General features: G+C 50.3%; 30 protein-coding genes and 1 pseudogene. 21 read left to right on the forward strand and 10 right to left on the reverse strand.

Annotated features, from left to right (window positions below; translation table 11 throughout):
• Both tnpA and soxR read right to left on the reverse strand, forming a co-directional pair.
• The coding region (tnpA, locus tag HALA3H3_RS18700) for an IS66 family insertion sequence element accessory protein TnpA (RefSeq protein WP_053857235.1) at window positions 1–269 on the reverse strand (269 nt) is incomplete at its 3' end.
• A gap of 68 nt (window positions 270–337) precedes the next feature.
• Entirely contained in the window at window positions 338–670 is a 333-nt protein-coding gene (soxR, locus tag HALA3H3_RS18705) for a redox-sensitive transcriptional activator SoxR (protein ID WP_022523090.1), read from the reverse strand.
• Window positions 671–774: 104 nt separating this feature from the next.
• Between soxR and HALA3H3_RS18710 the strand changes: the two genes are divergently transcribed.
• Together HALA3H3_RS18710 and HALA3H3_RS18715 are read left to right on the forward strand one after the other, a co-directional pair.
• Window positions 775–1,212 carry a VOC family protein gene (locus tag HALA3H3_RS18710; RefSeq protein ID WP_022523091.1) on the forward strand — a complete coding sequence of 146 codons (438 nt, stop codon included), beginning with the start codon at window positions 775–777 and terminating at the stop codon, window positions 1,210–1,212.
• A 116-nt stretch (window positions 1,213–1,328) separates the two neighbouring features.
• On the forward strand, window positions 1,329–1,751 hold the full coding sequence (locus HALA3H3_RS18715; RefSeq protein WP_022523092.1) for a VOC family protein: 423 nt from the start codon (window positions 1,329–1,331) through the stop codon (window positions 1,749–1,751).
• 146 nt (window positions 1,752–1,897) lie between these two features.
• Here the strand turns inward: HALA3H3_RS18715 and HALA3H3_RS26300 are convergent.
• Window positions 1,898–2,074, reverse strand: a pseudogene (locus HALA3H3_RS26300) (transposase); the annotation flags it as partial.
• Between the two features lie 430 nt (window positions 2,075–2,504).
• Between HALA3H3_RS26300 and HALA3H3_RS18720 the strand changes: the two are divergent.
• The 16 genes from HALA3H3_RS18720 to HALA3H3_RS18785 all read left to right on the forward strand — a co-directional run bounded on the left by HALA3H3_RS18720 (window position 2,505) and on the right by HALA3H3_RS18785 (window position 14,577).
• A complete protein-coding gene (locus HALA3H3_RS18720) occupies window positions 2,505–4,337 on the forward strand; it encodes a LodA/GoxA family CTQ-dependent oxidase (RefSeq protein WP_022523094.1) in 1,833 nt (610 codons plus the stop codon).
• Window positions 4,337–5,419, forward strand: coding sequence for an NAD(P)/FAD-dependent oxidoreductase (locus tag HALA3H3_RS18725; protein ID WP_022523095.1), 1,083 nt, complete (start codon window positions 4,337–4,339; stop codon window positions 5,417–5,419). Before HALA3H3_RS18720 ends, HALA3H3_RS18725 begins: the two co-directional genes overlap by 1 nt.
• A gap of 437 nt (window positions 5,420–5,856) precedes the next feature.
• The gene (locus tag HALA3H3_RS18730) at window positions 5,857–6,282 is read left to right on the forward strand and encodes a GNAT family N-acetyltransferase (protein ID WP_022523096.1); all 426 of its coding nucleotides are present in this window, start codon (window positions 5,857–5,859) and stop codon (window positions 6,280–6,282) included.
• Between the two features lie 60 nt (window positions 6,283–6,342).
• Window positions 6,343–6,777 carry a GFA family protein gene (locus tag HALA3H3_RS26305; protein ID WP_022523097.1) on the forward strand — a complete coding sequence of 145 codons (435 nt, stop codon included), beginning with the start codon at window positions 6,343–6,345 and terminating at the stop codon, window positions 6,775–6,777.
• A 258-nt stretch (window positions 6,778–7,035) separates the two neighbouring features.
• The gene (locus tag HALA3H3_RS18735) at window positions 7,036–7,458 is read left to right on the forward strand and encodes a hypothetical protein (RefSeq protein ID WP_022523098.1); all 423 of its coding nucleotides are present in this window, start codon (window positions 7,036–7,038) and stop codon (window positions 7,456–7,458) included.
• Window positions 7,459–7,541: 83 nt separating this feature from the next.
• Window positions 7,542–8,027, forward strand: a complete 486-nt coding sequence (locus tag HALA3H3_RS18740; protein ID WP_053857040.1) for a YehS family protein — start codon at window positions 7,542–7,544, stop codon at window positions 8,025–8,027.
• A 130-nt stretch (window positions 8,028–8,157) separates the two neighbouring features.
• Entirely contained in the window at window positions 8,158–8,601 is a 444-nt protein-coding gene (locus HALA3H3_RS18745; protein WP_022523100.1) for a hypothetical protein, read from the forward strand.
• A 248-nt stretch (window positions 8,602–8,849) separates the two neighbouring features.
• Entirely contained in the window at window positions 8,850–9,227 is a 378-nt protein-coding gene (locus tag HALA3H3_RS18750) for a hypothetical protein (RefSeq protein ID WP_238326094.1), read from the forward strand.
• A gap of 476 nt (window positions 9,228–9,703) precedes the next feature.
• The gene (locus HALA3H3_RS18755; RefSeq protein WP_022523102.1) at window positions 9,704–10,123 is read left to right on the forward strand and encodes a MarR family winged helix-turn-helix transcriptional regulator; all 420 of its coding nucleotides are present in this window, start codon (window positions 9,704–9,706) and stop codon (window positions 10,121–10,123) included.
• A 662-nt stretch (window positions 10,124–10,785) separates the two neighbouring features.
• Window positions 10,786–11,412, forward strand: a complete 627-nt coding sequence (locus HALA3H3_RS18760; protein WP_053857041.1) for a LysE family translocator — start codon at window positions 10,786–10,788, stop codon at window positions 11,410–11,412.
• A gap of 46 nt (window positions 11,413–11,458) precedes the next feature.
• Window positions 11,459–11,842, forward strand: coding sequence for a GFA family protein (locus tag HALA3H3_RS26310; RefSeq protein ID WP_435369342.1), 384 nt, complete (start codon window positions 11,459–11,461; stop codon window positions 11,840–11,842).
• A 94-nt stretch (window positions 11,843–11,936) separates the two neighbouring features.
• Window positions 11,937–12,485 carry a nucleotidyltransferase family protein gene (locus HALA3H3_RS18765; RefSeq protein WP_022523103.1) on the forward strand — a complete coding sequence of 183 codons (549 nt, stop codon included), beginning with the start codon at window positions 11,937–11,939 and terminating at the stop codon, window positions 12,483–12,485.
• A 93-nt stretch (window positions 12,486–12,578) separates the two neighbouring features.
• Complete coding sequence (locus HALA3H3_RS18770) at window positions 12,579–13,025, forward strand: hypothetical protein (protein ID WP_022523104.1); 447 nt, start codon at window positions 12,579–12,581, stop codon at window positions 13,023–13,025.
• 60 nt (window positions 13,026–13,085) lie between these two features.
• Window positions 13,086–13,577, forward strand: a complete 492-nt coding sequence (locus tag HALA3H3_RS18775; protein ID WP_022523105.1) for a RidA family protein — start codon at window positions 13,086–13,088, stop codon at window positions 13,575–13,577.
• A gap of 140 nt (window positions 13,578–13,717) precedes the next feature.
• On the forward strand, window positions 13,718–14,272 hold the full coding sequence (locus tag HALA3H3_RS18780) for a GNAT family N-acetyltransferase (protein WP_082116879.1): 555 nt from the start codon (window positions 13,718–13,720) through the stop codon (window positions 14,270–14,272).
• A 23-nt stretch (window positions 14,273–14,295) separates the two neighbouring features.
• Entirely contained in the window at window positions 14,296–14,577 is a 282-nt protein-coding gene (locus HALA3H3_RS18785) for a putative quinol monooxygenase (protein ID WP_022523107.1), read from the forward strand.
• A gap of 50 nt (window positions 14,578–14,627) precedes the next feature.
• Here the strand turns inward: HALA3H3_RS18785 and HALA3H3_RS18790 are convergent, their stop codons facing one another.
• The 6 genes from HALA3H3_RS18790 to HALA3H3_RS18815 form a co-directional block, all read right to left on the reverse strand.
• A complete protein-coding gene (locus HALA3H3_RS18790; RefSeq protein ID WP_022523108.1) occupies window positions 14,628–14,834 on the reverse strand; it encodes a YrhK family protein in 207 nt (68 codons plus the stop codon).
• A 45-nt stretch (window positions 14,835–14,879) separates the two neighbouring features.
• Window positions 14,880–15,335, reverse strand: a complete 456-nt coding sequence (locus HALA3H3_RS18795) for a carboxymuconolactone decarboxylase family protein (RefSeq protein WP_009287032.1) — start codon at window positions 15,333–15,335, stop codon at window positions 14,880–14,882.
• A gap of 52 nt (window positions 15,336–15,387) precedes the next feature.
• Window positions 15,388–16,191 carry a helix-turn-helix transcriptional regulator gene (locus tag HALA3H3_RS18800; protein ID WP_022523109.1) on the reverse strand — a complete coding sequence of 268 codons (804 nt, stop codon included), beginning with the start codon at window positions 16,189–16,191 and terminating at the stop codon, window positions 15,388–15,390.
• A 45-nt stretch (window positions 16,192–16,236) separates the two neighbouring features.
• A complete protein-coding gene (locus HALA3H3_RS18805) occupies window positions 16,237–17,244 on the reverse strand; it encodes a GlxA family transcriptional regulator (RefSeq protein ID WP_053857042.1) in 1,008 nt (335 codons plus the stop codon).
• Window positions 17,237–17,803, reverse strand: a complete 567-nt coding sequence (locus HALA3H3_RS18810) for an isochorismatase family protein (protein WP_022523112.1) — start codon at window positions 17,801–17,803, stop codon at window positions 17,237–17,239. Before HALA3H3_RS18810 ends, HALA3H3_RS18805 begins: the two co-directional genes overlap by 8 nt.
• A gap of 203 nt (window positions 17,804–18,006) precedes the next feature.
• Window positions 18,007–18,603, reverse strand: a complete 597-nt coding sequence (locus HALA3H3_RS18815) for a GNAT family N-acetyltransferase (RefSeq protein WP_022523113.1) — start codon at window positions 18,601–18,603, stop codon at window positions 18,007–18,009.
• Between the two features lie 142 nt (window positions 18,604–18,745).
• Here HALA3H3_RS18815 and HALA3H3_RS27860 point away from each other — a divergent pair, with 142 nt between their 5' ends.
• Complete coding sequence (locus tag HALA3H3_RS27860; protein WP_350340065.1) at window positions 18,746–19,120, forward strand: GNAT family N-acetyltransferase; 375 nt, start codon at window positions 18,746–18,748, stop codon at window positions 19,118–19,120.
• A gap of 17 nt (window positions 19,121–19,137) precedes the next feature.
• Window positions 19,138–19,752, forward strand: coding sequence for a LysE family translocator (locus HALA3H3_RS18825; protein WP_238326123.1), 615 nt, complete (start codon window positions 19,138–19,140; stop codon window positions 19,750–19,752).
• A gap of 10 nt (window positions 19,753–19,762) precedes the next feature.
• Here the strand turns inward: HALA3H3_RS18825 and HALA3H3_RS18830 are convergent, their stop codons facing one another.
• On the reverse strand, window positions 19,763–20,506 hold the full coding sequence (locus HALA3H3_RS18830) for a class I SAM-dependent DNA methyltransferase (protein WP_022523116.1): 744 nt from the start codon (window positions 20,504–20,506) through the stop codon (window positions 19,763–19,765).
• Between the two features lie 201 nt (window positions 20,507–20,707).
• On the opposite strand from HALA3H3_RS18830, the gene HALA3H3_RS18835 reads away from it, so the two are divergent.
• A complete protein-coding gene (locus tag HALA3H3_RS18835) occupies window positions 20,708–21,115 on the forward strand; it encodes a DUF4019 domain-containing protein (RefSeq protein ID WP_022523117.1) in 408 nt (135 codons plus the stop codon).
• The last annotated feature ends 419 nt before the right edge of the window (window positions 21,116–21,534 follow it).

The following is a 21,534-nucleotide window of genomic DNA, read 5'->3' on the forward strand; positions in this document are numbered from 1 at the left end:
AGCTCGACGCCGTTACCCAGGCTGAGCACAATATTCCAGCCTAAGCCGGATGATGGCGACGTGCCCATCAGTGACGACAAATCGAGAAAGCTGGCTTCTCCAGAGTCTGTCGAATTATCGGTCGGCTGATCGGACAGGCGCTTTCGCCAGTTGCAGAAGCTGGAATAGCCAATGTTCTCTTGTTTACAAAACTGCGAAGCTGACAGACCACTGTCACGATGCTGGTCAACCAGGGCCTGCCACTGTTCCGGGGTGCGGTGCTTTCTCATGGGGGTAACCTCGTGTGGGCAAATGTGAGGTTACTGTAGGGCGAATGTCAGCCGGGCGGCAGGACGTCTTAGAATGAACGCTTACGCTTTTGCAGATAAGCAATCCGACCATCGAGCATCTGCTGCCAGTTTTTTGAAAGCTGCTGCCAGTCTTCAACCGTCGGTGTGCGGTTATTGGGCAGTGATTCAAAAGCTCGCTTGATCTCATCCAGACTGACGCCGACTTTCTGCGCGGCTTTAATCACCGAAATCCGCCTAAGTACTTCCGGTTTGTAACGGCGCTGGTTGCCCGCATTGCGCCAGCTGTGGATCAGGCCTTGCTGCTCGTAAAAGTGCAAGGTGCTGACTTTAATGCCGCAGCGCTTTGCCACCTTACCAACACTCCAAATTGCCTCTGCCATCACGCACTCCTGAATCTTTTTTGCCATTTTTTTCCAAAAACAGCTTTACCTCAAGTGAAGTTGAGGTTTTATCCTGCCATTTCACTTAACGCAAGGAGACTCTTATGTACTTGGAACACGTGAATCTGGTCGTTGATGATATGGATGCCATGCTGGATTTTTACTGCGCCGTATTCCCGCATTGGCGGGTACGCGATGAAGGCCATGGCGAGTGGTATGGCAAACCGCGTAAATGGGTGCACTTTGGTGACGACGAACATTACCTGGCGTTAAGCGATCACGGCGAAGGGGCAAACCGCGATCTGAAAGGTCACAGCGTTGGCTTGGCCCATTTTGCCTATGTGACCGATAACCTGGATGCCGTTGTGGCCAGGTTGAATAACGCGGGTTATGCCATTGCCAAACCAGGAGCTGTAGAGCCGTTTCGCAAGAATGTCTATTTTGTCGATCCGGCCGGTTTTGAGGTGGAGTTTGTCGAATACCTGAGCGATATCCCGGCCGAGCGGAATTTAAACCGCGATGCTCAGCAAACAGCAACGTAGGAGAGATAGACAATTAGCGGTGTTTGGTAGTCAAGCATGCTCTTGATAAGCAGGGGTTTGTAAGCAATAACGAGCCAGAAAGTCTCTTTTTTAAAACTAGAAATTTTGGATTGATAATGAAAATAGATGTCGGCTTTACGCACATTGCGTTATCAGCAAGTAACTTAGATCAAAGTATTGATTTTTATCAGCGCTATGCCCACATGTCTGTCATTCATGAGCGAACAGATAAGGAAATTGACAAGCGAGTCGTTTGGTTGTCAGATAAATCACGCCCATTTGTATTAGTGTTAGTACAAAGCAGTAATCCGGTTCCTATATTAGGGCCTTTTGCCCACCTGGGTGTTGGTTGTAAAAGCAAGAGTGAAGTAGATGATTTATGTGACCAAGCTAGGCGCGAAGAAATATTGTCCCGGGAGGCGACTGATAGCGGCTATCCGGTAGGCTATTGGGCATTCATAAATGATCCTGATGGACATGTTTTAGAAATTTCGTATGGACAGGAAATCGGCTTAACGGTTGAAAGATCGGAAACTTAGGGGCACAGCAATACCGCCTCTGTTGCCGAGTGCTCTGTTGAGCTTCTTTCAAAACTGTCGTGTGAGCTGTTTAAAGCCAATCAGTGAGCAGTCCGCCCAGCAAAGTGAACGCATGGTGGAGATCAGTACGCCGCTCTTATCGTGTTGCAAGTGACGCCGGAACCCCATCCCATTTCTTGAGGTAACACTTCCCACGGGATGCCTGACTTAAGAAAAAACAGGATGTCGGTCAAGGCGGCACGGTTGGAAACACGTGGCCCACCACCATCATGCTTGGGTGAATCCAGTGGCAAGAGCGGCTCAACAATTCCCCAAAGTTCATCAGGGCATTTTTCTTAGCCATAATAGCTAAGCTAGGCACGTAGGTGAGCTATTTCAAGGGTTTTGCAAGGAGCTCTTATCAATTCAGGCTGTATAACTGCCTTCCTGTGTTTAGAGATTAGCTATAAGTTTACACCGACTGATTTTGGGAATCGTAGGGGATAATGGTTGGGTTGTGTTTAATAAACGCTTAAGCGGGGAAGGCCAGTTACCTTGTAAAAGGTAGCAGCGCAATTTGAATAGATGAGACCCAAATTAAATTTCACCTTTTGCAGTGAATAAGTGGCTGTCTTGTTCTATCTTGGTGAGCAGCAGTGTACCGCTGATCCTGCTTTACTATTTCTTCAGTTACAGTTCAGAGATTCATGAGCCTATGCGGCGCCAGAACCCCTTCGCTTCATGGTGTCGTCCCATACAAAAAGGGAGTGACAGATGTCTGAGATCGCTTACGCCAAAATTCACCCGGCCATTGGTATCGCCAGGGTGGGCAATTCCAAGCAAACTGACGGTTTTTACATCGGCCCCCAGGTCACCGAGCCCCTGCCCAGGGAACCGGGGACCTATCGGGACGCCACTGGTGCCTTGAAACGCGAGGTGGCCGAGTTCCGCATCTACGCTTACGACGGCAACGGTAGGGTAGTGCGGGAACTGACCATGGATCCTACCACCGAGATTACCTGGACAGTGGAGGTAGCTAACCATAAAGCGGCTTGGTACAACTTCGAGCTCGCGTTGGATATCCCCGAAGCTGAGACGGCAGCGCCTTCCACGCGTCGTAACGCCGAGGTGGCTCTGCGGGATAGGCACAATCTGTCCATTACCCCAGGAGCGCGTAGCATCAATACCTGTTCCGGCGTGGCTCAGTTTCAGGGCGGCACGTTCATGGGAATAGAGGTGCCACTGGGGGAGTTACGCACCGACACTGTTGGTCGCCTGCAGGTATTCGGTGGCCATGGGCGCTCCGCTTCCTATCTGGAAAAGCCACCCACTACCTTCGCCAATAATGACGGCTGGTATGACGACACCAGTGACGGCCCCGTGACGGCCACAGTATTGGTGGATGGCCGTCCGATTACCGTGACGCCAGCCTGGGTGGTGGTGGCTCCGCCCAATTACGGCCCACAGCAGAAAGCGGTGCGTACCATGTACGCGCTGATGACGGATGTGGCTATCCAGGCTGGCCTGTTACCGGCACCCACCAGACCTTCCTTTACCGACGACATACTGCCCATCCTCAAAGCCATGTGCGATCTACAATGGATGAATGCGGGCTTTGCCGCTGGCTTCGGCTATGGTATGCCCCAGCATTTCCTTGAGCCCCGCTACCTGTCGCAGTTGGCCGAACCGGGTGAAACCTACGCCGAACTTAGGCGCACTGTGGTCAATAGCTTCCGCAATCCCCAGGACGGCGATATCTCCATGAAGCCTTGGCCCTGGATCTATGGCGATGCCATGAATGTTCCCATGCCAAACGTGCCCGACGCTATGAACACCCTGACCACCACCCAACTGGCACTGCTGGACAAGTGGGCAGAAGGGGATTTTGAAGCGGACTACGATCCACATCGGCAATCACCTGAGAGTATCGACAAGGTTCCGTTGGAGCAGCAGCCCGCTATGCTGGACAGAGCAGCGATGGAGTTCTGCATCGCCGACGCTTTCCATCCGGGGTGTGAGATGACCTGGCCGGTACGCCATAGCACCATGTATATGGAACCCTACCGCTGGCGCCACCGCAGCCCCGAAGATCCGGAGCCGGACTATGGCACAACGCTGACGCCAGCCATGGCGAAGTCCTATAACGGCCCCCTATACGGCCAATACCCTGGCTCTATTACCCGTTGGATGGCTATTCCCTGGCAAACTGACACTGCGAGTTGCCGCTCCGGCTACGACACCGAATACGATCCCTATCTACCCACCTTCTGGCCTGCTCGGGTACCTAATCAGGTACTGAGCAAGGAGAACTATGACACGGTGATGAACGACTCGCTGCCGAGAGAAGAGCGCTTGGCTGCCTACCATCAGCGTGCCGATTGGGATCGCACCCTGGGCGCTGGCCACAATAAACAGTTGGCGAGAATGGTGACTGATTTTGATCAGATGGGAATCGTAGAGGTGCAGCCAGGGCTCAACGGAGATCCCGACTTCCCGCCGCAGATGCAGGTCGAAGATAGAGGCGGCCGTGACTTGACGCCTGAGGAGCGGCACGACACAGACAAAGGCATGCGGAAGCTGTTGATCGAACAACGACGTGGCCGCTAATGGCTAACTATCGCCCCTTCGACGTAGTGATTGTCGGTGCCGGACCTGCTGGGCTGGCGCTCGGCACTCTGCTGCGGCCGGAGCAGCGGGTGCTGGTGCTGGAACGCCGGGCTTCCCTGGCTAGGACGCCCCCCATTGGTGAGTCCCTGCCGGGAGCAGCAGCTGTGCTGCTGCAGCGCCTTAACTTGATGGCAGCTTTTCGGGACGCGGGACACCGGGAGCGGGGCGCTGCAGTATCGGTGTGGGACGATGATAAGCCGGTCTGGCGGGATGCCATCCAGGATCCGGCCGGACCTGGGTGGTATCTAGATCGGCGAGAATTTGAGCAGATGCTGCGTCTTCGAGCCCAGGATGTCGGGGTGACGCTGGGGGAGGGCTGCAAGCAAGTGGATATTCGCCACCGTCAGGGCCAGTGGTACTTGGACACGACACTGGGATCGTTTAGGGCGCCTGTGATGATTGATGCCACGGGCCGTAGTGGGTATCTGGGGCGTCAATTGGGATTACGGCGCGATGCTGATGATCCTTTGCTGTGCCTCTACAGTTTCCTGGACCAAGCGGCCGAGAGCCAGGACGCTACTATGCGCATTCAGGCGGATGCCCGTGGCTGGTGGTATACGGTGCCCCTGCCTCAAGGGCAACGGGTGTTGGCCTACCATATGGACGTCGATGATCCGCTATGCCGTCAGTTGTTGCGTCACCCCGATGCCTTTCTGGCCCGAGCCAGGGAGCATGCCCTATTGGCAGAGGTGCTGGAGAGGGTGGCCCCCGCCCGTGTACGCGGCCGACCGGCGGGTACTTCCCTGTTGGAAGTAGGGCAGTTGCCGAAGGCGGGGCCGGGATTTCTGGCTATCGGCGATGCCCTGCTGGCCTTCGACCCATTGGCTTCACAAGGGCTCTTTCATTCCCTGGCTTCGGCAACCAGTGCAGCCAAGGCCATCGAATCTGGCTTGCACCAATCACTCGGTGCCTACCAGCAGGAGATGCAAGCAGTCAGCCAGCGTTATCTCTTTCATCTCAAGGCCAGCTACCAGGGGCCAAGGCGGTTCAGTCAGGAGGCCTTCTGGCAGCGGAGGCAGTGAATTGAAGGCCATGGCGAGTGGTATGGTAAATCGCGTAAATGGGTGCACTTTTGGTGACGACGAACATTACTTGGCGCTAAGCGATATCCCGGCCGAGCGGAATTTAAATCAAGATGCCACTTAATAAGCAAGCAGTTCAGCACCTTCCAGGGTGCTGAACCGTAATAGATTTAGCTTTGATGCACCATGAAATATCTTTAGAATAACCTGTTAAAATTCCTGGATCTTTCAGTGGGACTTGGAAGCAAAACGGCTTTCAGGAAGTGATGAGAACTAATTACTCCTATGGAAGAAACGGATTGACCCTAAGGAAGACAAAGCGTACCGGCCTAAATTTATGAAGCTGTCTAGCGCTGGTTCAGGTGCAACCTTATCCAGGGCTAGGCAGCTTTTCAGTACCGCCTTTGGCGCCATTGACCATCGTTAGGAACATTTAGATGATTCGTAAATACCGTGAGGCGGATATTGAACAAATTTTGGATATCTGGCTTTCAGCTTCGATTAAAGCCCACTCCTTTGTTGGTTCTGAATTTTGGCAGTCAAAAGTTAGCGATATGCGGGATATATACATCCCTGCATCAGACACCTTTGTATTTGAGGCTGATGAGCAGGTTACAGGGTTTTATTGCCTCTATGGAAATACGTTAGCAGCAGTTTTTGTGCTACCAAGCCTGCAGGGAAATGGTATAGGGTCAGCGTTGATTGAAGATGCTAAGAGCAGAAGGGCGTGTTTACAGCTAAGTGTCTATAGGCAGAACGCTTCCAGCATCAGTTTTTATCAAAAACATGGCTTCATTGCATTAAGTGAGCAGATTGACGAACAAACTGGCTATCCTGAATTCATCATGGAACACTACTGTTAACAACGTGTAGCGATTAGCAGCGGTTTGTGATCGAGGGTGTAAAGCATTAAGGAATATTCAATGAAAGGTGAATGTTTGTGTGGGGAGATTAAGTTCGAAATCGAAGGGGAACTGCCGAACTTCTATCAATGTCACTGCTCTCTGTGTCGCAAAGCGACAGGGTCTGCGTCAAATACGGCCACTTTTGTAAAAGCGGATAGCTTCCGTTGGCATTCCGGCCAATCCAAAATCAGTACTTTTCAGAAGCCAACCGGTTACCGGAATGATTTTTGTTCGGTCTGCGGCAGTCTGGTACCCAACCAACTGAGAGACACGGAGTTGGTATGGGTTCCCGCTGGTTTGCTGAATGATGAGACTGTGTCGCAAATATCTATTCATCTTCACCTTTCTTCATCGGCTTCTTGGGCTTCAGAATCCGATGGCTGTGTTCGTTTAGATGGTGGCCCTGATAGTTTTGAGTCACTTAACCAGGTATTGCAGAAGCCAAGTCGTTGAATGCAGGTCGAATCTTTGCCATTGGTAGCTGAAATGTTCTCCAATGCCTCTAAGGAGTGGTCTGATGGCGCGAGCAGCTAGGACGACCACTCAAATACCAACACCCCAGCACAAAAACCGTAAAATGATCGCCCGTAGAGCCATTCCCAAAGGGTATAATGCCATCGGTGACGGTGGGGTGGCTTCGTTACATACGTTGATTTTCAGCAGGTTTGTTTACTTGTTACTATATTTTAAATAGAGAAAAGGCAGTCGTTCATGATTAACACCAAAATATACAAGGCGGTTTACGAACTCGCTGAAAAGCTCATGAAGGCTGCCGATAAAGAGGATAGAGAGGCTTTTGATGCGCTCTATGCGGAGCTGGAAGCTATTTGCACCGAGAATGAGAGCACCGATAAAGATCATCCAGAGCAGTGGGAAACATTGGCTGACTTCACGGAAGAGCTGGATGAGGCGCTGGCAGTCTACGAAAAAGCCTTTGAAAAGGCCGTCGCCGTTAACTCGAAGGATCACATGTCATCTATCGCGTTCTCCATGGCGAAGTTGCAAGTCGAACTGGGCCAAACCGACGCGGCTATCAGTAATCTTAAAAATGCCCAAGCCACCGCCAATAAAATTGAAGATGGCGAGCTTAAAGACGAAATTGACGAGCTGCTTGGGAAACTGACCACAGGTTAGTTCCTTTGAGCTGCTGGTTTTAATCATGTAGATGCACATAAAGCCTGATTGTGCTGGGTTTGCCTAAGACTAGGGACACTATTTTGACCAATAACGATATTTTTCGCCGCATACGTTACACCTTTGATTTAAAAGACAGCACCATCGTGGATATCTTCGCCTTGGCAGAGGTCAGCGTGGCTCAAGAGCAGGTAACGGCTTGGCTGAAAAAGGATGACGACGACGCCTTTGTCACCATGAAGAATAAGGAACTGGCGGCGTTTTTGAATGGGTTAATCAGCTTCAAGCGTGGTAAGCGCGAAGGGCCACAGCCCGTGCCAGAGTCGCAGTTGAACAACAATATGGTGTTTCAGAAGCTGCGCATTGCGCTGAATTTAAAGGCTGATGATATTTTGGCTGCTTTTGAACTGGCTGGCTTCAATCTAAGTAACCATGAATTAAGCGCGTTTTTCCGCAAGCCCAGCCATAAGAATTATCGAGAGTGTAAAGATCAGGTGCTGCGAAATTTCTTACTCGGCATCCAGCTTCAGTTGCGGCCAAACCAGGAGGCTCCAAGCTCTGAGTCCTGAGCTTCATGGCCTGAATTCATATAATACTGCAGCACTTTGTATCATAAGGTATAGGCCAGCTGCGGCTTCGATGTGACGTTTTAACAGCTGTCGAACCGAGCGGTTATTGGCGGTCTAACAGGAGAGTGTAATGTCTATAGATCCAATGGCGGTATGGGCGAATATGACATTGAAAATCTGGCCTGAACGCTACTGGATGCTCGATCTTAGTGACACGTCCGCTCAAGATGTGGCTAACGTGTTCGTGGCAAGCGATGCTCGGTACAGCTGTTTAATTCGCGATCAGGCAGGTGTATCCGCGATAGTCGACGAGGCAGCCGTTGAACGCTTAAAAACTGAGGTCTCTATAAGAGATAGCTTCGGCCCGTTTCAAGTTATATCAACGGATGGCGAGCTTCCCTTCGATGTGATTGGTTTTCTCGGCCCTGTTCTGCGAGTGTTAAATGAACACGGCATTAAAGCTGGCCCGCAGTGTGGTGCCGTATTCGATCACTTGTTTATTTACGAGCGGGATATCGAGCGAGCGAATGCTCTTTTAGAGGATTTCATTAGCCAGGCTAGGGCGTGTCAATAAGTTGCTTTGATATGTCGCTCAACGGGGCGTTTGATGGCTATTAGCTTGGCCGAAGGCATGAAACAGTGATCAGGCTACCCGATTTCGCTACCCACTATTATTTGCGAGAGACAGGCCCGTTTCGGAGTCTCTCAGAGCTTCCTGCTGGCTCGGAAGATCCTGTATTTCAAGATATCCTAACTCGTCATCAGCGTGATCCCGGTTACCGGCGGCGCTACGGTAGGAATTACATAGGAGTCCGACGTGAGGTGGAGGCTCGGCTGCGTGAGCTCTTCGTTGCGCGTGGAGGTAAACCGCGCCGCGATCATCCCTTCTATCTAGTGCTTGGAGAATCCCCTTGGTTTCGTGACCTGAACGCAAACCAAGGTGAGCTTAGAATCCCTCTCTCTGAGCTCGATCCCGAAGTAACGTCTTTAACTTACCCGGATAGCTTTATTGCGCTAACCCGAGACGACAAGCCTTACTACAATCAAGTGTTTCTGCTTAATGAGGTGAGTAGGCTCGTTACACGCTTCGGAATCCCTGCCAATGATCACGAGATTCCTTACGAGCGCTATTGGGAAACAGATTTTGAGCTCTATATCGAGGTGCAGCTTTGGGACACTCCACCCAACTTCAAAGCCTAGAAAACAATTAATTCAATTTTTAGGGAATGAAGGCAGCAAAATTGCGCTATATAAGCATCGGTGAAGGTAGGCTTTAGCGTTAGGCTTTGTACGAAAACTGCCTGTGCTCGGCCATGCTGCGTTAAAAAACGGCTCAAAATGCTCATTTACACTTCGTAAACTCCGCTTTTTCGCCGTTTTTTGCCTTGCCTGACCTTCGCTCGCCGACTTTTCGTACAAAGTCTAGTGCCTTTCTCGAAATGGGAAGCAGTGGTGCCTTCGTGTCGCATTTTATCCTGAAGATGAAGGACGGATTCTAATTCTCTTTGTCATGAATTAGGAGAGTCAGCCTCGTGCATACATGCATGAGAGCAGCTAACCTGGCATTTCACTCGGTCATCAATAACCGCTAACGACCATTTGCTTGCAATATGTTTGACTGCGCAATCATTTGAGTATATATTTGTGGGATCAACCATCGCGCAAGAGTAATGACTATGTCGGAAAATATAGAGGCAGGATTGGTGTTAAGTGTCATCAACCTGCAAAGTAAAATCCAAAAACGGATTGGCAGTGCGCTTTCCGCGCATGGTATTGGCCTGTCCGATTATCTGGTTCTCAATCAGCTATACACCGCACCCAATCAAAAAGTACGCCGTAGCGATCTTGCTGAACAGGTTGGGTTGAGCCCATCAGGGGTTACTCGCCTTTTAAATCCTATGGAGAAAATAGGGCTGGTTAAGAAGCAGGAAAACCCTCGTGATGCCAGAGTCAGCCTGGTGGCACTTACCACTGCTGGGACAAAAATTTATGAAGATGCGCAAGTTTCGTTTAAACACGCTTCTGCCGCATTGCTCGAACCACTTGATAAGAAAGAGTTGGATGAGTTTTATAAACTGTTAAAGGCAGTGTTGTAGTTTTGCTTGCCCACTGGGCATTGACTCTTGATAGACCAGCCAGCAGATTTCAAGGGTTTGCAGCGAACAAGCCACTGAAAATTGGATCAGCTCGGTATCGAGTCATCCCAGTTCATTGAAGGCGCTTATGTCGACTTGCTCGAGGAACAGGGGAGCTAACCATTGATTCTATAGGCTCTAACCAAGGAGCCACGAAGGTTGTCGAGTTCATACGTTAGGGTAATCAGCTATGGAAATCGAAGCGGATCTGATAGAAAAGGAGAGAGCCTTGCTTAGCTTCGAGGTGCGCAGGTCACCGGCGAAGCTGTGGTCTTTACTATCCTCGGATTTCCTGGAGATCGGCGCATCAGGCGATTTTGTCGGGTTAGATAGATAGTGTCCTTGATTGTTTGCCGCAGGAATCCGCATGGTCGGCTATATCTCAGGACTTTGAGCACCGGAGATTGAGCTCTGATCTTATTCAGCTCTTTTATAGGGTTGCTATCAGTCGTCAAAACGGCTTAGGTACAAGCTATTCTCGGCGAACGTCAATATGGCGGAAAGAGGGGAGCGAATGGAAAATGGTTTACAACCAAGGTACGGCTATTTCTCCTTTTGAGGTGCAGCCTTAATTCGTCGAGCCTGTGGGCGTAGCACACTTCAATTTTGCAAAGTGAGGAGCTATGGGAACGGAAATTTGGCTTCTGTATGTCAGCACCGTATTCATTTTGATGAGTACACCGGGCCCTAGCCAGCTTTTGATGCTTTCCAATAGCGTCAGCAATGGCTTCCAACGGTCGCTATTTACCGCTGCAGGCGATTTGTCAGCCAATTTTTTACAAATGATTGTCGCCTCGATAGGTTTGGTGAGCATTGTTCAGCAATCCAGTGATTTCTTTATCGTCGTGAAGTGGGCGGGGGTGGCATATTTATCGTACTTGGGCCTACGGTTGATCTTCTCAAAGAGCGGGAGCCATGTAGGTGTGGCGAATCAGGGGCGGTCGAAAAAAAGCTTGTTTTGGCAAGGTTTTATCACTTCAGCCGCAAACCCTAAAGCCGTTGTTTTTTTCGCTGCTCTTTTTCCACAGTTCATTAACCCATCTGAGCCCCTTCTGCATCAGTTTGCGATACTGAGTGCCACGTATCTCATCATGGATGCGGTTTTCTTGTTTTCCTACGGTAAATCAGCTGAATGGGTTAGCACGAAACTAAAGTCATCAGCACGCCAGTACTTAGGTAAGGTATCTGGGTCGTTTTTGATTGGCGCAGCGCTGCTTCTAGGGCTGAAGGAAGTTGATGCTAACTTATAAAACGCCTCGCCAGCGATAGATACGGGGGAAAGCTGTGGTCAAGCAAGTGGGCGGAGTTAACATTCAACCTAGGCACAGGGCTGCATGCCACTGCGGCATGGTGGAGCTCGAACTCGATCTGCCTGATGGTCTTGTTGACCCGAAAAGGTGTAACTGCTCTATTTGTAGGCGCAAAGGTGCTGTTATGGCCTATGTACCATTGAGTGGTCTTCACATTCTTCGCGGTGCTGAGCATCTAAAGCTATATCAATTCAATTCAGGTGTCGCAAAGCATTACTTCTGTTCAAAATGCGGCATCTACACCCACCACCAAACGCGCTCGAACCCCACTGTGTATGGATTCAATGTCGGGTGCCTGGAAGGCGTTAACCCCTGTGATTTGGATGGTGTACCGGTTAGCGACGGTATCAACCATGAATCTGATCTGTAGCAGCAGGGATAGGGAGACTATAACGTGTCCAGCGTTGGATGGTTCAGCACCACCCAGCAATTCAAAATAGGCGCATTGGTAGTAAGGTATTGAGATGGAGCATGAAGCGCTGGTCAAAAAATGGCTAATGAGTGATCCGGCCCGTATGAAGGCGCTGACAATAGCGGCTGCGCTGAAGCTGCCGGGGTGGTGTCTTGCTGCTGGATTCGTTAGAAGCTTGGTGTGGGACAAGCTGCATAACTTTTCAACGAATACAGCCCTTAACGACATCGATTTAATTTACTTCGATCCTGACGACATAAGCGATTCCCGCGATCATGAGATCGAGCAAGGATTAAGGGAAGTCTCAATGTTTCCCTGGTCGGTAAAGAACCAGGCAAGAATGCACGAGAGAAATAGTGACTGTCCGTATACGTCCACTGAAGATGCCATGAGTTTCTGGGTAGAAGTAGAAACTGCTGTAGGCGCTGCTTTGGATGATGATGGAGACGTTATTCTTGTAGCTCCCTTTGGTGTTAAGCCGCTGTTTGACTATACCATTACCTTAAATCCCAAACGGCCAAAACAAACGGATTTCGAAGCCCGAATATGCGCTAAGCGATGGCTACAAACCTGGCCAAGGCTGGTGGTAAAGGTCTTATAGATGATTGCTGTATCGGCAGGGCTTAGCACTGCACCGAGATCAACTATTTTCTTTAACGTGAAAATTGGTTGAAAATTAATAGGAAATGAAGCTATGGAACTTGCTAGAGTAAATGATGAAAATATCAACGATCTTTATGACTTGAATGTCAAGCTTGCTGAGTCTGAAAGTCAAAAGCACCTGTTTACTGCTGATAGAACAAGTTACGCTGACGCTTTTTTGGCCTCTACGCCTGCTTGTTATGGATTGCTGGCTTATCAAGACAACCAGCCCATTGGCTTCTATATATATAATTTTAAGTTTGCGAGTTACGTTGGATCCCGCGTTCTTTATATTGAGGATCTGTACTTGATCGATGGTTTTGATGGCGATGAAAATAAAAGTATTTTACTACAGCATGCTGTAAATGAGTCACAGTCTGAAAATTGTTGTAGAGCTGAGATGCGTGTTCTTAAAGAGTTCAATATTGGATATGACCTTATAAGTAGCTTTGGTTTCAGTGAGATCAAGAAGTGGAATGTTTATCGTCTAGATCTTTAATAAACCAGCACCAGTGCGCGTTGTCATTAAAACCTTAACAGCATATACGTGGAGCCTGTAATGAAATCAACCGTGGAAGAGCGTATTCGTTCGTTGGGATTGGAACTACCCGTCGTTACCACGCCAAGGGGCAGCTTTCGTTCCTATGCCATTTCGGACAACATGCTCTATCTGTCAGGTAAGGGTGCTCCGTTGCGAGAAGAGGGAGTTGTTGTCCCAAAAGTTGGGCAGGAAGTCACTGTTGAGCAGGCTCGGATGTACGCTCAAGAGGTTGGCCTGTATCTCCTTGCGCTCATTAAAGAAGCGCTGGGTGACTTTGATCGGGTTCAGCGTGTCGTGAAGGTGTTTGGTATGGTCAATGCTGATCCTAACTTTACTTCTCACACTGAAGTCATCAACGGTTGTTCCGACCTGTTTGTTACTGTTCTTGGTGAGCGCGGTGAGCATGCACGCTCTGCCATTGGGGTTGGCTCATTGCCGAAGGGGTTTGCTGTGGAAATTGAAGCCATCGTTGAGTTTTCAGACTCTTCGCCACACCATCGTCACGCTTAACCTCTTCCTTGAGCTGTCCCCGCTTTTGGTAGCTGTTTTACCAAACGTTGAGGGCTTAGGCTCAGTAAAGGCACACTCCTGCCGACAATCAATTGGGTTCGGAGCTAGCGCTTTCCGAGAGCATCATCAACAAGGAGGAAATGGTGCAAATTTGTGAAACGGAACGACTATGTATACGGACATTATCCTTAGACGATGTTCCCGAGTTGGCCAATATCCTTAGCGACCCTGAGGTGATGAAATATTCGATTCGAGGCGTTTGCGATGAAACGGCGACTCGGCGGTTTATCGAGTGGTGTTTGGAGAGCTATGCAGCTCACAGCATCGGGCCGTGGGCCTTAGTAGAGAAGGATTCTGGAAATCTTGTTGGCTTTTGCGGTATCAGCCCCGAAGAGGTCAATGGTGTTGAGGAGATGGGGCTAGGCTATCGGCTAGCCAAACGGTACTGGGGGCAGGGGCTGGCGTCTGAGTCAGTGCAAGCGGTACTCCATAATGCACTTAATCAAAAGCAGCTATCGTCGGTGGTGGCTATTATTGAGCCTGAAAATGGTGCATCACTTAAGGTCGCAGAGAAAGCTGGGTTTTCTGAGTTCGACATCCTTGAGTTTCATGGCCGTCCAGTGAGGCTGTACCGGTTAACGTTGCAGCAATGGCATGCATTACAAAACAATGCCGTGGGCACGATAGGTGTTTGATGGTAATGCGCTGAGGAGGCTCAATGCCAAAGGTCATACTGAAAGGATTTATCATCGTCCCCGAGCCGGATCTGAACGCTGTTAAAGCAGAGCTCATCAACCATAAGCGGTTAACCCTGTCTGAGCCCGGCTGCCTCGTTTTTGAGGTTGTTCAAGGCACTATTAACCCCTATCGATTTGATGTGTATGAAGAGTTCATTGACCGAGACTCTTTTGGGCGACATCAAGCTAGAGTGAAATCCTCCGCCTGCGGTAAGGTTTCAGCCAATATTGAAAGGCATTACAGTCAGCAATCCGCTGGGTAGCTAACCCAGCGGCTATAACCGACGTTTCTTACTTTCGTATGTGTGCTCTATTAGCCGCGCTTCTTACCAGTATCTCTCATACTCATCACGTAAATAATGAACATGATCAGTGAGCCCATTACAAAACACCATACGCCTACGGTTGCGTAGCTCGCAAAAGCGGGAAGAAACAAAAGACTGCCAAAGAAGAAAAATAAGCTTGATAAGAGACCGAGTAGGTTGGGTAGCTGTTGATGCTGCGCTATCTCACTGTTCATTTTATTTCCTTATCTGAACTATTACTTTCAAGAGCCTCACAGTGCTTAAATACTGATGTCCGGTGCAAACTGAAAGCCCACCGATACCCGATTCCAACTGTTGATTTGGACAATAATGGCGGTGAGGTCAATTAGCCCCTGCTCACCAAACGCAGCTAGGGCGTTTTGATAGTCGTTGTCACTCACCGCTTGCTGGCTGACCAGTGTTAGTGCTTCGGCCCAGGCGAGTGCGGCGCGCTCTTGTGTGCTGAAGCAGGGGGCTTCACGCCAAGCAGGCAATACGTCTAAGCGAACCTGGTGTTCGCCATCGTCTCTGGCCTCTTGCGAATGCATGTGCTGACAAAAGCAGCAGTGATTAATTTGCGAAACACGTAGGTTGACCAAGTGGATTATCGAGCGATCAACCGTTGAGTCTGGGGCAACGTCGCCTAGTGCCGTCAGGTGCTTAGCTAGGCGGGGGCAAAGGCGATATACAGACTGTTGAGAGATACGAGTAGACATGTGGGTGACCTCGGTGAGTAAGTTGAGAGCTCAGCTTAACGTCGAGGTTTTTTTACGCCTTGTAAATTTGCGACAGTTTGCGCTTGCGATAGGCGGCGGGCGTTTCATAGGCGAGTGATTGGAAGGCATGGGTGAAGTGAGCTTGGTCATAGTAGCCGCATTGCAGGGCTATTTCCGTTAGGGGCAGCGTGGTTGCAAGCAGTCCATGGCGGGCTCGGTTCAGCCGGGCATAGGCCACTAATTGGCCTGGGGTAACGCCCACCTCGCGTTTTAATTTGCGCTCCAGGGTACGTCGAGTAAACCCTAGCGTGGCGCCTAACTGTTGGGGCGGAAGCTGAAGTGCTCCAATGGCTTGAACAATCTTAGTGATACGGCTATTGGCGGGTGGCTGGCTTTCTAGTCGATGTAACAACCATGTTTCCAGCAGGCGTAAACCCTGTTGCGAGTCCGACTGGTAGAGGCGCTCTACCACAGGTATTAATCCTTGCAATCCTAATGGTTCAAGCTCGTTATCCAAGCGGTAGTGTGTATCTGTGAATGCTTCGGGTAGCAAACCCAGCAAGCAGTGGGTGCCGGCTGCCTTAAAACGAATGCCCAGACAGGGTGCGGTGGTGTCGAGTGTCTCTATCAACGTGGTTTTGTTGAAACAGAGCGTGATAATGGGGTGGGGGCTGGTGAGCTTGATGCTGAGGCTAGCACCGGCATCAGGGTAGAACTTTTCGGTTCTTGATTCAGTGAGATGCCCTGGGCGCCCCATTGACCAAAGGCACTGAACCCACGGGGCTAAGCGTTTATCAGGCAGGCGATGCCGAAAATTTAGATCGTTAGCGTTGCTTGGCAAGATGAACTCGGTCATGGCGTTAACCAATGGTATGTTTTTTTAATGATGGCTCACATTAACTCAATCACGCAGCGTCTGGGAGCTGGCCCGGCGCCATACACTAGGCGGCGCTTTTTCCTGGCGAGCCCAGTTGCGCCTTAGCTGCCGCTCATCCCCGAATCCGGATGCTTCGGCGATACGCGCTAGCGTCCATGTCGTTTCGGTCATTAACGCTTTGGCTCGCTGCAGGCGCAACCCCATAATGTAGTCGCCCACCAGCATGCCGGTGAGGCTTTTGAATTGGCGCCGAAAATGACGCTCGCTCATGGCTGCCTGAGCCGCCAATGTCTCGATACGCCAGGTTTGCGAAGGGGCGGCACATATTGCATCTTGAACGCGATGCAGCCGTTCATCCACATGATTGCGGCCCTCAAGCCATGCACCCAATTGAGGCTCCTGACCACTGCGACGAAGATACAGCACCATCTCTCGCGCTACCGCCAAGGCCAGTGAATGGCCACAAGCACGGGTAAGCCAGTACAGCATGGTATCAATGCCGGTCGAAATCCCCGCGCTGGTTAAATAGCGCCCGTCCTCGGTAAAGATACAATCACTTTGTACCTTTGCTTGTGGGGCTTTGGCTTGTAACTGCTCGATTAGCGCGTGGTGGGTGGTACAGCGTCTTCCCTTTAACAGGCCCGCGTCTGCCAGTAATAGCGTGCCTGAGCAAACGGTCATCAGCGTATCTGCATAGTGGGCATTCGCTTTGAGCCAAGCAACACACTCTTGCTGCGCTAATGGCTCAAGGCTATTGCGGTACTGCCCAGGAATAAGCAGTAAATCTTGAGTAGGAAGCTGTTCAGGCAAGGGATCGATGCCGCTAAGGGTCAGCGGCCCTAGCCACTGCATGGCCGCTTTGGGGCCGAGATAGCGCACCTGAATGTCTATCGAAAGCCGGTCAGCACACTGTAAGACCTGAAGTGGGCCAACCAAATCAAGTGGCACTTGGCCGGGCATCATCAGTACCGCCACCCGCAAGGTGGTGGCTCTTGTGGATGGCGGTTGGCTATTGTGTTGCTCTTCACTCACGGGGGTTTTGCCATTCGTTGATCATGTCTTGTGTGCTGATAATACGCGCAAAGCGGTCTTCAAGTACCAGTTCGGTGCGCGCCTTAATATCATCTGCTGACCAGGTGATGCCGTGGCGTGTCATGGGGAACGTTAGGGTAGCATCGCTGATAAAGTCGACGCTAAACCCTAAATCCGACGCCACCCGTGCGGTGGTTTCGCAGCATTGCTCGGTACGAATACCGCTAATCGCCAGCCGTTCAATGCCTCGCTCCCGTAACCAGCTTTCTAGTGAGGTATCGCTGAACGCGTTATGCGCACGTTTATGAAAGGTTACCGCCACTTCATCGTTAAAGTCATCAAGCGGACGAATAAGGCCACCGTCAGGGTCGAAAGCCCCTTGGCTGCCAGGTGCCTCATGCAGAATGCGCACAACCGGTATATCGTTGGTCTGGGCTGCGTTCAGCACCGCACGCTGCTTGGGACGCCACGCCTGAGCCAGTGATTCTACCCAGTAATCGCGGGCAGGGAACGAGGCTTGAACATCAATTAATAGTAATGCGGTTTTAGGCTGGGTCATGGCTAATCTCATCGTGTTGAAGTGAGGTTACAGATTAGCTGTTACGCATTCTGCCAACGATGCGTTAAGCGGTCACAAAGGAGGCAATTTCGGCCATGTGTGGCCGAAGGGTAATATCTGACAATGGCGATTATGAATGAACATCTAGGCGCCAGGCTCTCACCTCTGAAGGGATATGCTTTCGAGAGGGCGAGCATTGTCTGCTAAGTTAAACTTGCTACCTTCAACACCATGGTTGTTGACCCAGAAAAGCCGATTAACCATTTCAAGTAGGGAAAATGCTCTTCGTTTACGGCGATAAATCCCTTGGACTCGTACAGCCTCCTTGCTCTCGGGTTGCTATCGATAACGTCTAAGCGGATCGTCTCGAAACCATTATCCACGGCATGTGCAATAATGCTATCCAAGAGTCTGGAACCTATGCCTCGCCCTCGGAATCGGCTATCGACAGCAATCCCATCCATCACCAATTCTTGAGATTTTGGCTTGCGCTCGAATAAGCTGAACACCAGACATGCCCAGAGCCCTTTCAATGTTCCAAGCTTGCCTATCAGCTGTTTCATCCCGATTCCGCTCGTTAGCGAACCATTGGGCTGCTGAAACCCTGCTAGCCCAATGACCTCATCTTCAAAGATGGCAGTAAAGGAAAATTCAGGGACAAAACAGTCGGAGAGTAATTGAATGCGCTTAGCCTTGTCAGGTATTGCGCTCGCGAATTTAGCGCCGAAAGCTTCTTCATATAGCTTAGCGACAGGCCCAGCCTTCTCAAGGTTAAAGCCTTTCTGAATCAGAACGTTCATATACTGGCTCCTAGATTCAAAGAGAAATGACTATTGGTCACAGACGCAGTGAATTAATTTTTATTTGCAGGGATGAGGCAACTTCAGTAGTGGATGAGGAATTGCCGCGGGTCTTTGGTTCAATATCATAAAGGGGGGATGCATCGTTAGTACCTTCACTGATAATGGCATGATGGGTACCTGTACCGTAAATATGTGTGCTAATTTGAGTTGGTCTGGTCGACCGTATGCAATCATTGAAAATGTGATTGTTTCCAAGGATCACCGCAAGCAACGTATCGGTAAGGCCAATCTTAGGTGTGCTATAGACTTTGCCCAGCAAGCTGGCTGTTATAAAGCGGCGCTTATGACGAGGTCTAAAGACCCCGCGACACAGGTTCTACGAGTCTTCAGGATTCAGCCCAAGCAAGCAGAGGTATCAGGTAGGGTTCAATGCATAACGCCTCATCCGATGCGCACGCACGGTTTTGCCATTAATACGGGTAAGCGTAAGTTTTGGGATAGGAGAGAGACATGATACCAATCGAAACATGGATGGCTTTCACTGCCGCATGCGTTTTAATAATTCTAGTGCCGGGGCCTGATAATATACTCGCCGTTAGTCGTGGACTTAGCCAGGGGCGTCTAGCGGCTTGTGTCTCCAGCGTAGGAGCTGGAATGGGGCTGATGGTGCATGTGGTTGTCGCTTTTCTTGGTTTGGCGGCTCTTATCCAGACCTCTGCCGTTGCCTTTAGCGCCGTTAAATTGATTGGGGCCGGGTATTTGATTTGGTTAGGTATTAAAGCATTACGTTCCAGAGACTTGATTGCATTTTCATCGCATCGTCGTTTGTCTTACCGCGAGGTTTTAACCACTGGGTTTCTAACCAACGTGCTTAATCCGAAGCCCGCGCTATTTATCTTGGCATTTATTCCTCAATTTGTATCGCCGGCGCAGGGATCGATTGCGTTGCAAACGCTATTGCTAGGTGCTTGGTTTGCTTTTATGGCATTCGCTATATTCGCCGTGCTGGGTCTCTTTTCATCTATGTTTGCGCGCTGGTTGGAGAGTCGTCCGCGCGTAATTCAAGGCCTGAATATGGGCGCTGGAGCAATGTTCATTGCAGCGGGGTTATCAGTGATATTTCTTGAGAAAGTGGAGAACCGCTAGTCGAAGACGACTAAACCTTCACACAGACAAAAATAGCGTTTCCAGAGGCGTTATCCCAGGGGATGATTTTTTCATAGTTGTGCTCAAACACATGAACCTCAAAGTGAGGCGCTAAGAGTGCGCTTAACTCCGCAAAGCTGACGGCTACCATGGGGTGTTCGTCGTTCCATAGCTGTGTTCCTTCAGCGTTGGCTTTTTCAATGCTGAGCCTAAGCGACTGCTTTTCACCTTGGCCACTGTAGTGCCATCCCGAGCGGAACGTGAATAAATCGCTTTCTTGTTGGGCGCTGTGTTTAACAGATAAAGCGTTATCGATTTTGTCTTTATCGACTGCGTTAAAACAGAAAATACCACCAGACTTGAGGGCACAATGAGCACTGGATATACACGCTTTTAGCTTTTCAATCCCATCGTTGTAGTGGATTGAGTATAAAAAGCAGGTGATTAAGTCTTGAGGCTCGTTGGCCTTGAAGTCACTCATATCTTGCAACGTGAAGTGTGCTTCTGAGCAACGCGTGGTGGCAATATCCAGCATGGGTTGATTAATATCAAGCCCGCTACTGGCGTATCCAAAATCAATAAAATGGCGCACGTGTGGGCCGGTGCCACAGGCTAAATCTAGGTGTGTCGTTCCGCCGTTACCGAAAATCTGATGCAGCCTGCGAATGGCGTGGCTTTGCGCTTGATAGTCGATATCCACGCACATCAAATCGTAGTAGCCAGAAAGGTCGGTATAGAGGGCATTGACGGACATAGTGACCTAATAGTGGCTACTGAAATAGGGTGGGTGGCGCATAGTAAACGAGCGAGTAGGGTTTGAGAAGCAGGCACAGCTTGGAGTTTAACGATTACGCAAATACATCTTGCAGCCCTAAAGAAACTCTGACGATGACCGATATATACCTAAGACCATCGAGATTTCTCTGGTCGTTGCTAAATGCCGAGAGTGCCCGTTATGCCGAAAATGCTGATCTTTATCATCACCTTGCTTCTCATTCTGTCTAACCAAGCGCAGGCAAACTCGAGTGCGGCAGAGGCGGCGGCGTTGGCGTGGCTAGAAGCCATCGATAGTGGTCAGTATGAGCAGGCATGGGAATCGTCATCTTCACTACTAAAAAAGCCGCTTTCACCGCACATGTTAGAACGGACGATTGGTGCAGCGCGTCGTGACTTTGGTGCGGTTCAGTCGCGTCGGCGAGTAAGCGTTGTCCGCGAAACCTCTATGCCTGGGGCTCCAAGAGATGACTACGCGGTTTTGACGTTCCAAACACGTTTTGAAAACAGATCATCGCAGATTACGGAAACCATCACTCCTCACTTGGAAGAGGGCACGTGGAAAGTTAGTGGTTATTACTTGAACTAACCGACTCCTCAAAAATATTGCAACCACCTCTGGTTTGCAGCATCGCCTTGGTTCAGGCTCCTTTTCCCCTCGAATCCTGCCATCACGTTGTTCATGACGAAGCTCAATTTGGCTGCTACGTTGAGTAGATAGCCTTGTGTAGTGCGCCAGGCATGGCGCGCAGCGCCTTGACCGGCGCTGTTCCTGGGGGTGGTGCTTCAGGATGACTTGGGGGTGAAAGTCCCCTGCACGCCCTGCAAGGGGAAGTGCTAGCCGACGGCAAGGGTGTCCCTCGCGAGGGGGAATCTGAAGGCAGCCCGAGGCAAAACGCTGGCCTGACGAACAGGAAGCGGATACGAGGCGTCATGGCGGGGTAAGGTGGCTACACTCACCAAAGCCCGATACTTGCACGGAACGCCATGATGTAAATCCGACAGGCA

The sequence above is a fragment of the Halomonas sp. A3H3 genome (assembly GCF_000982975.1).
Taxonomy (GTDB): domain Bacteria; phylum Pseudomonadota; class Gammaproteobacteria; order Pseudomonadales; family Halomonadaceae; genus Vreelandella; species Vreelandella titanicae.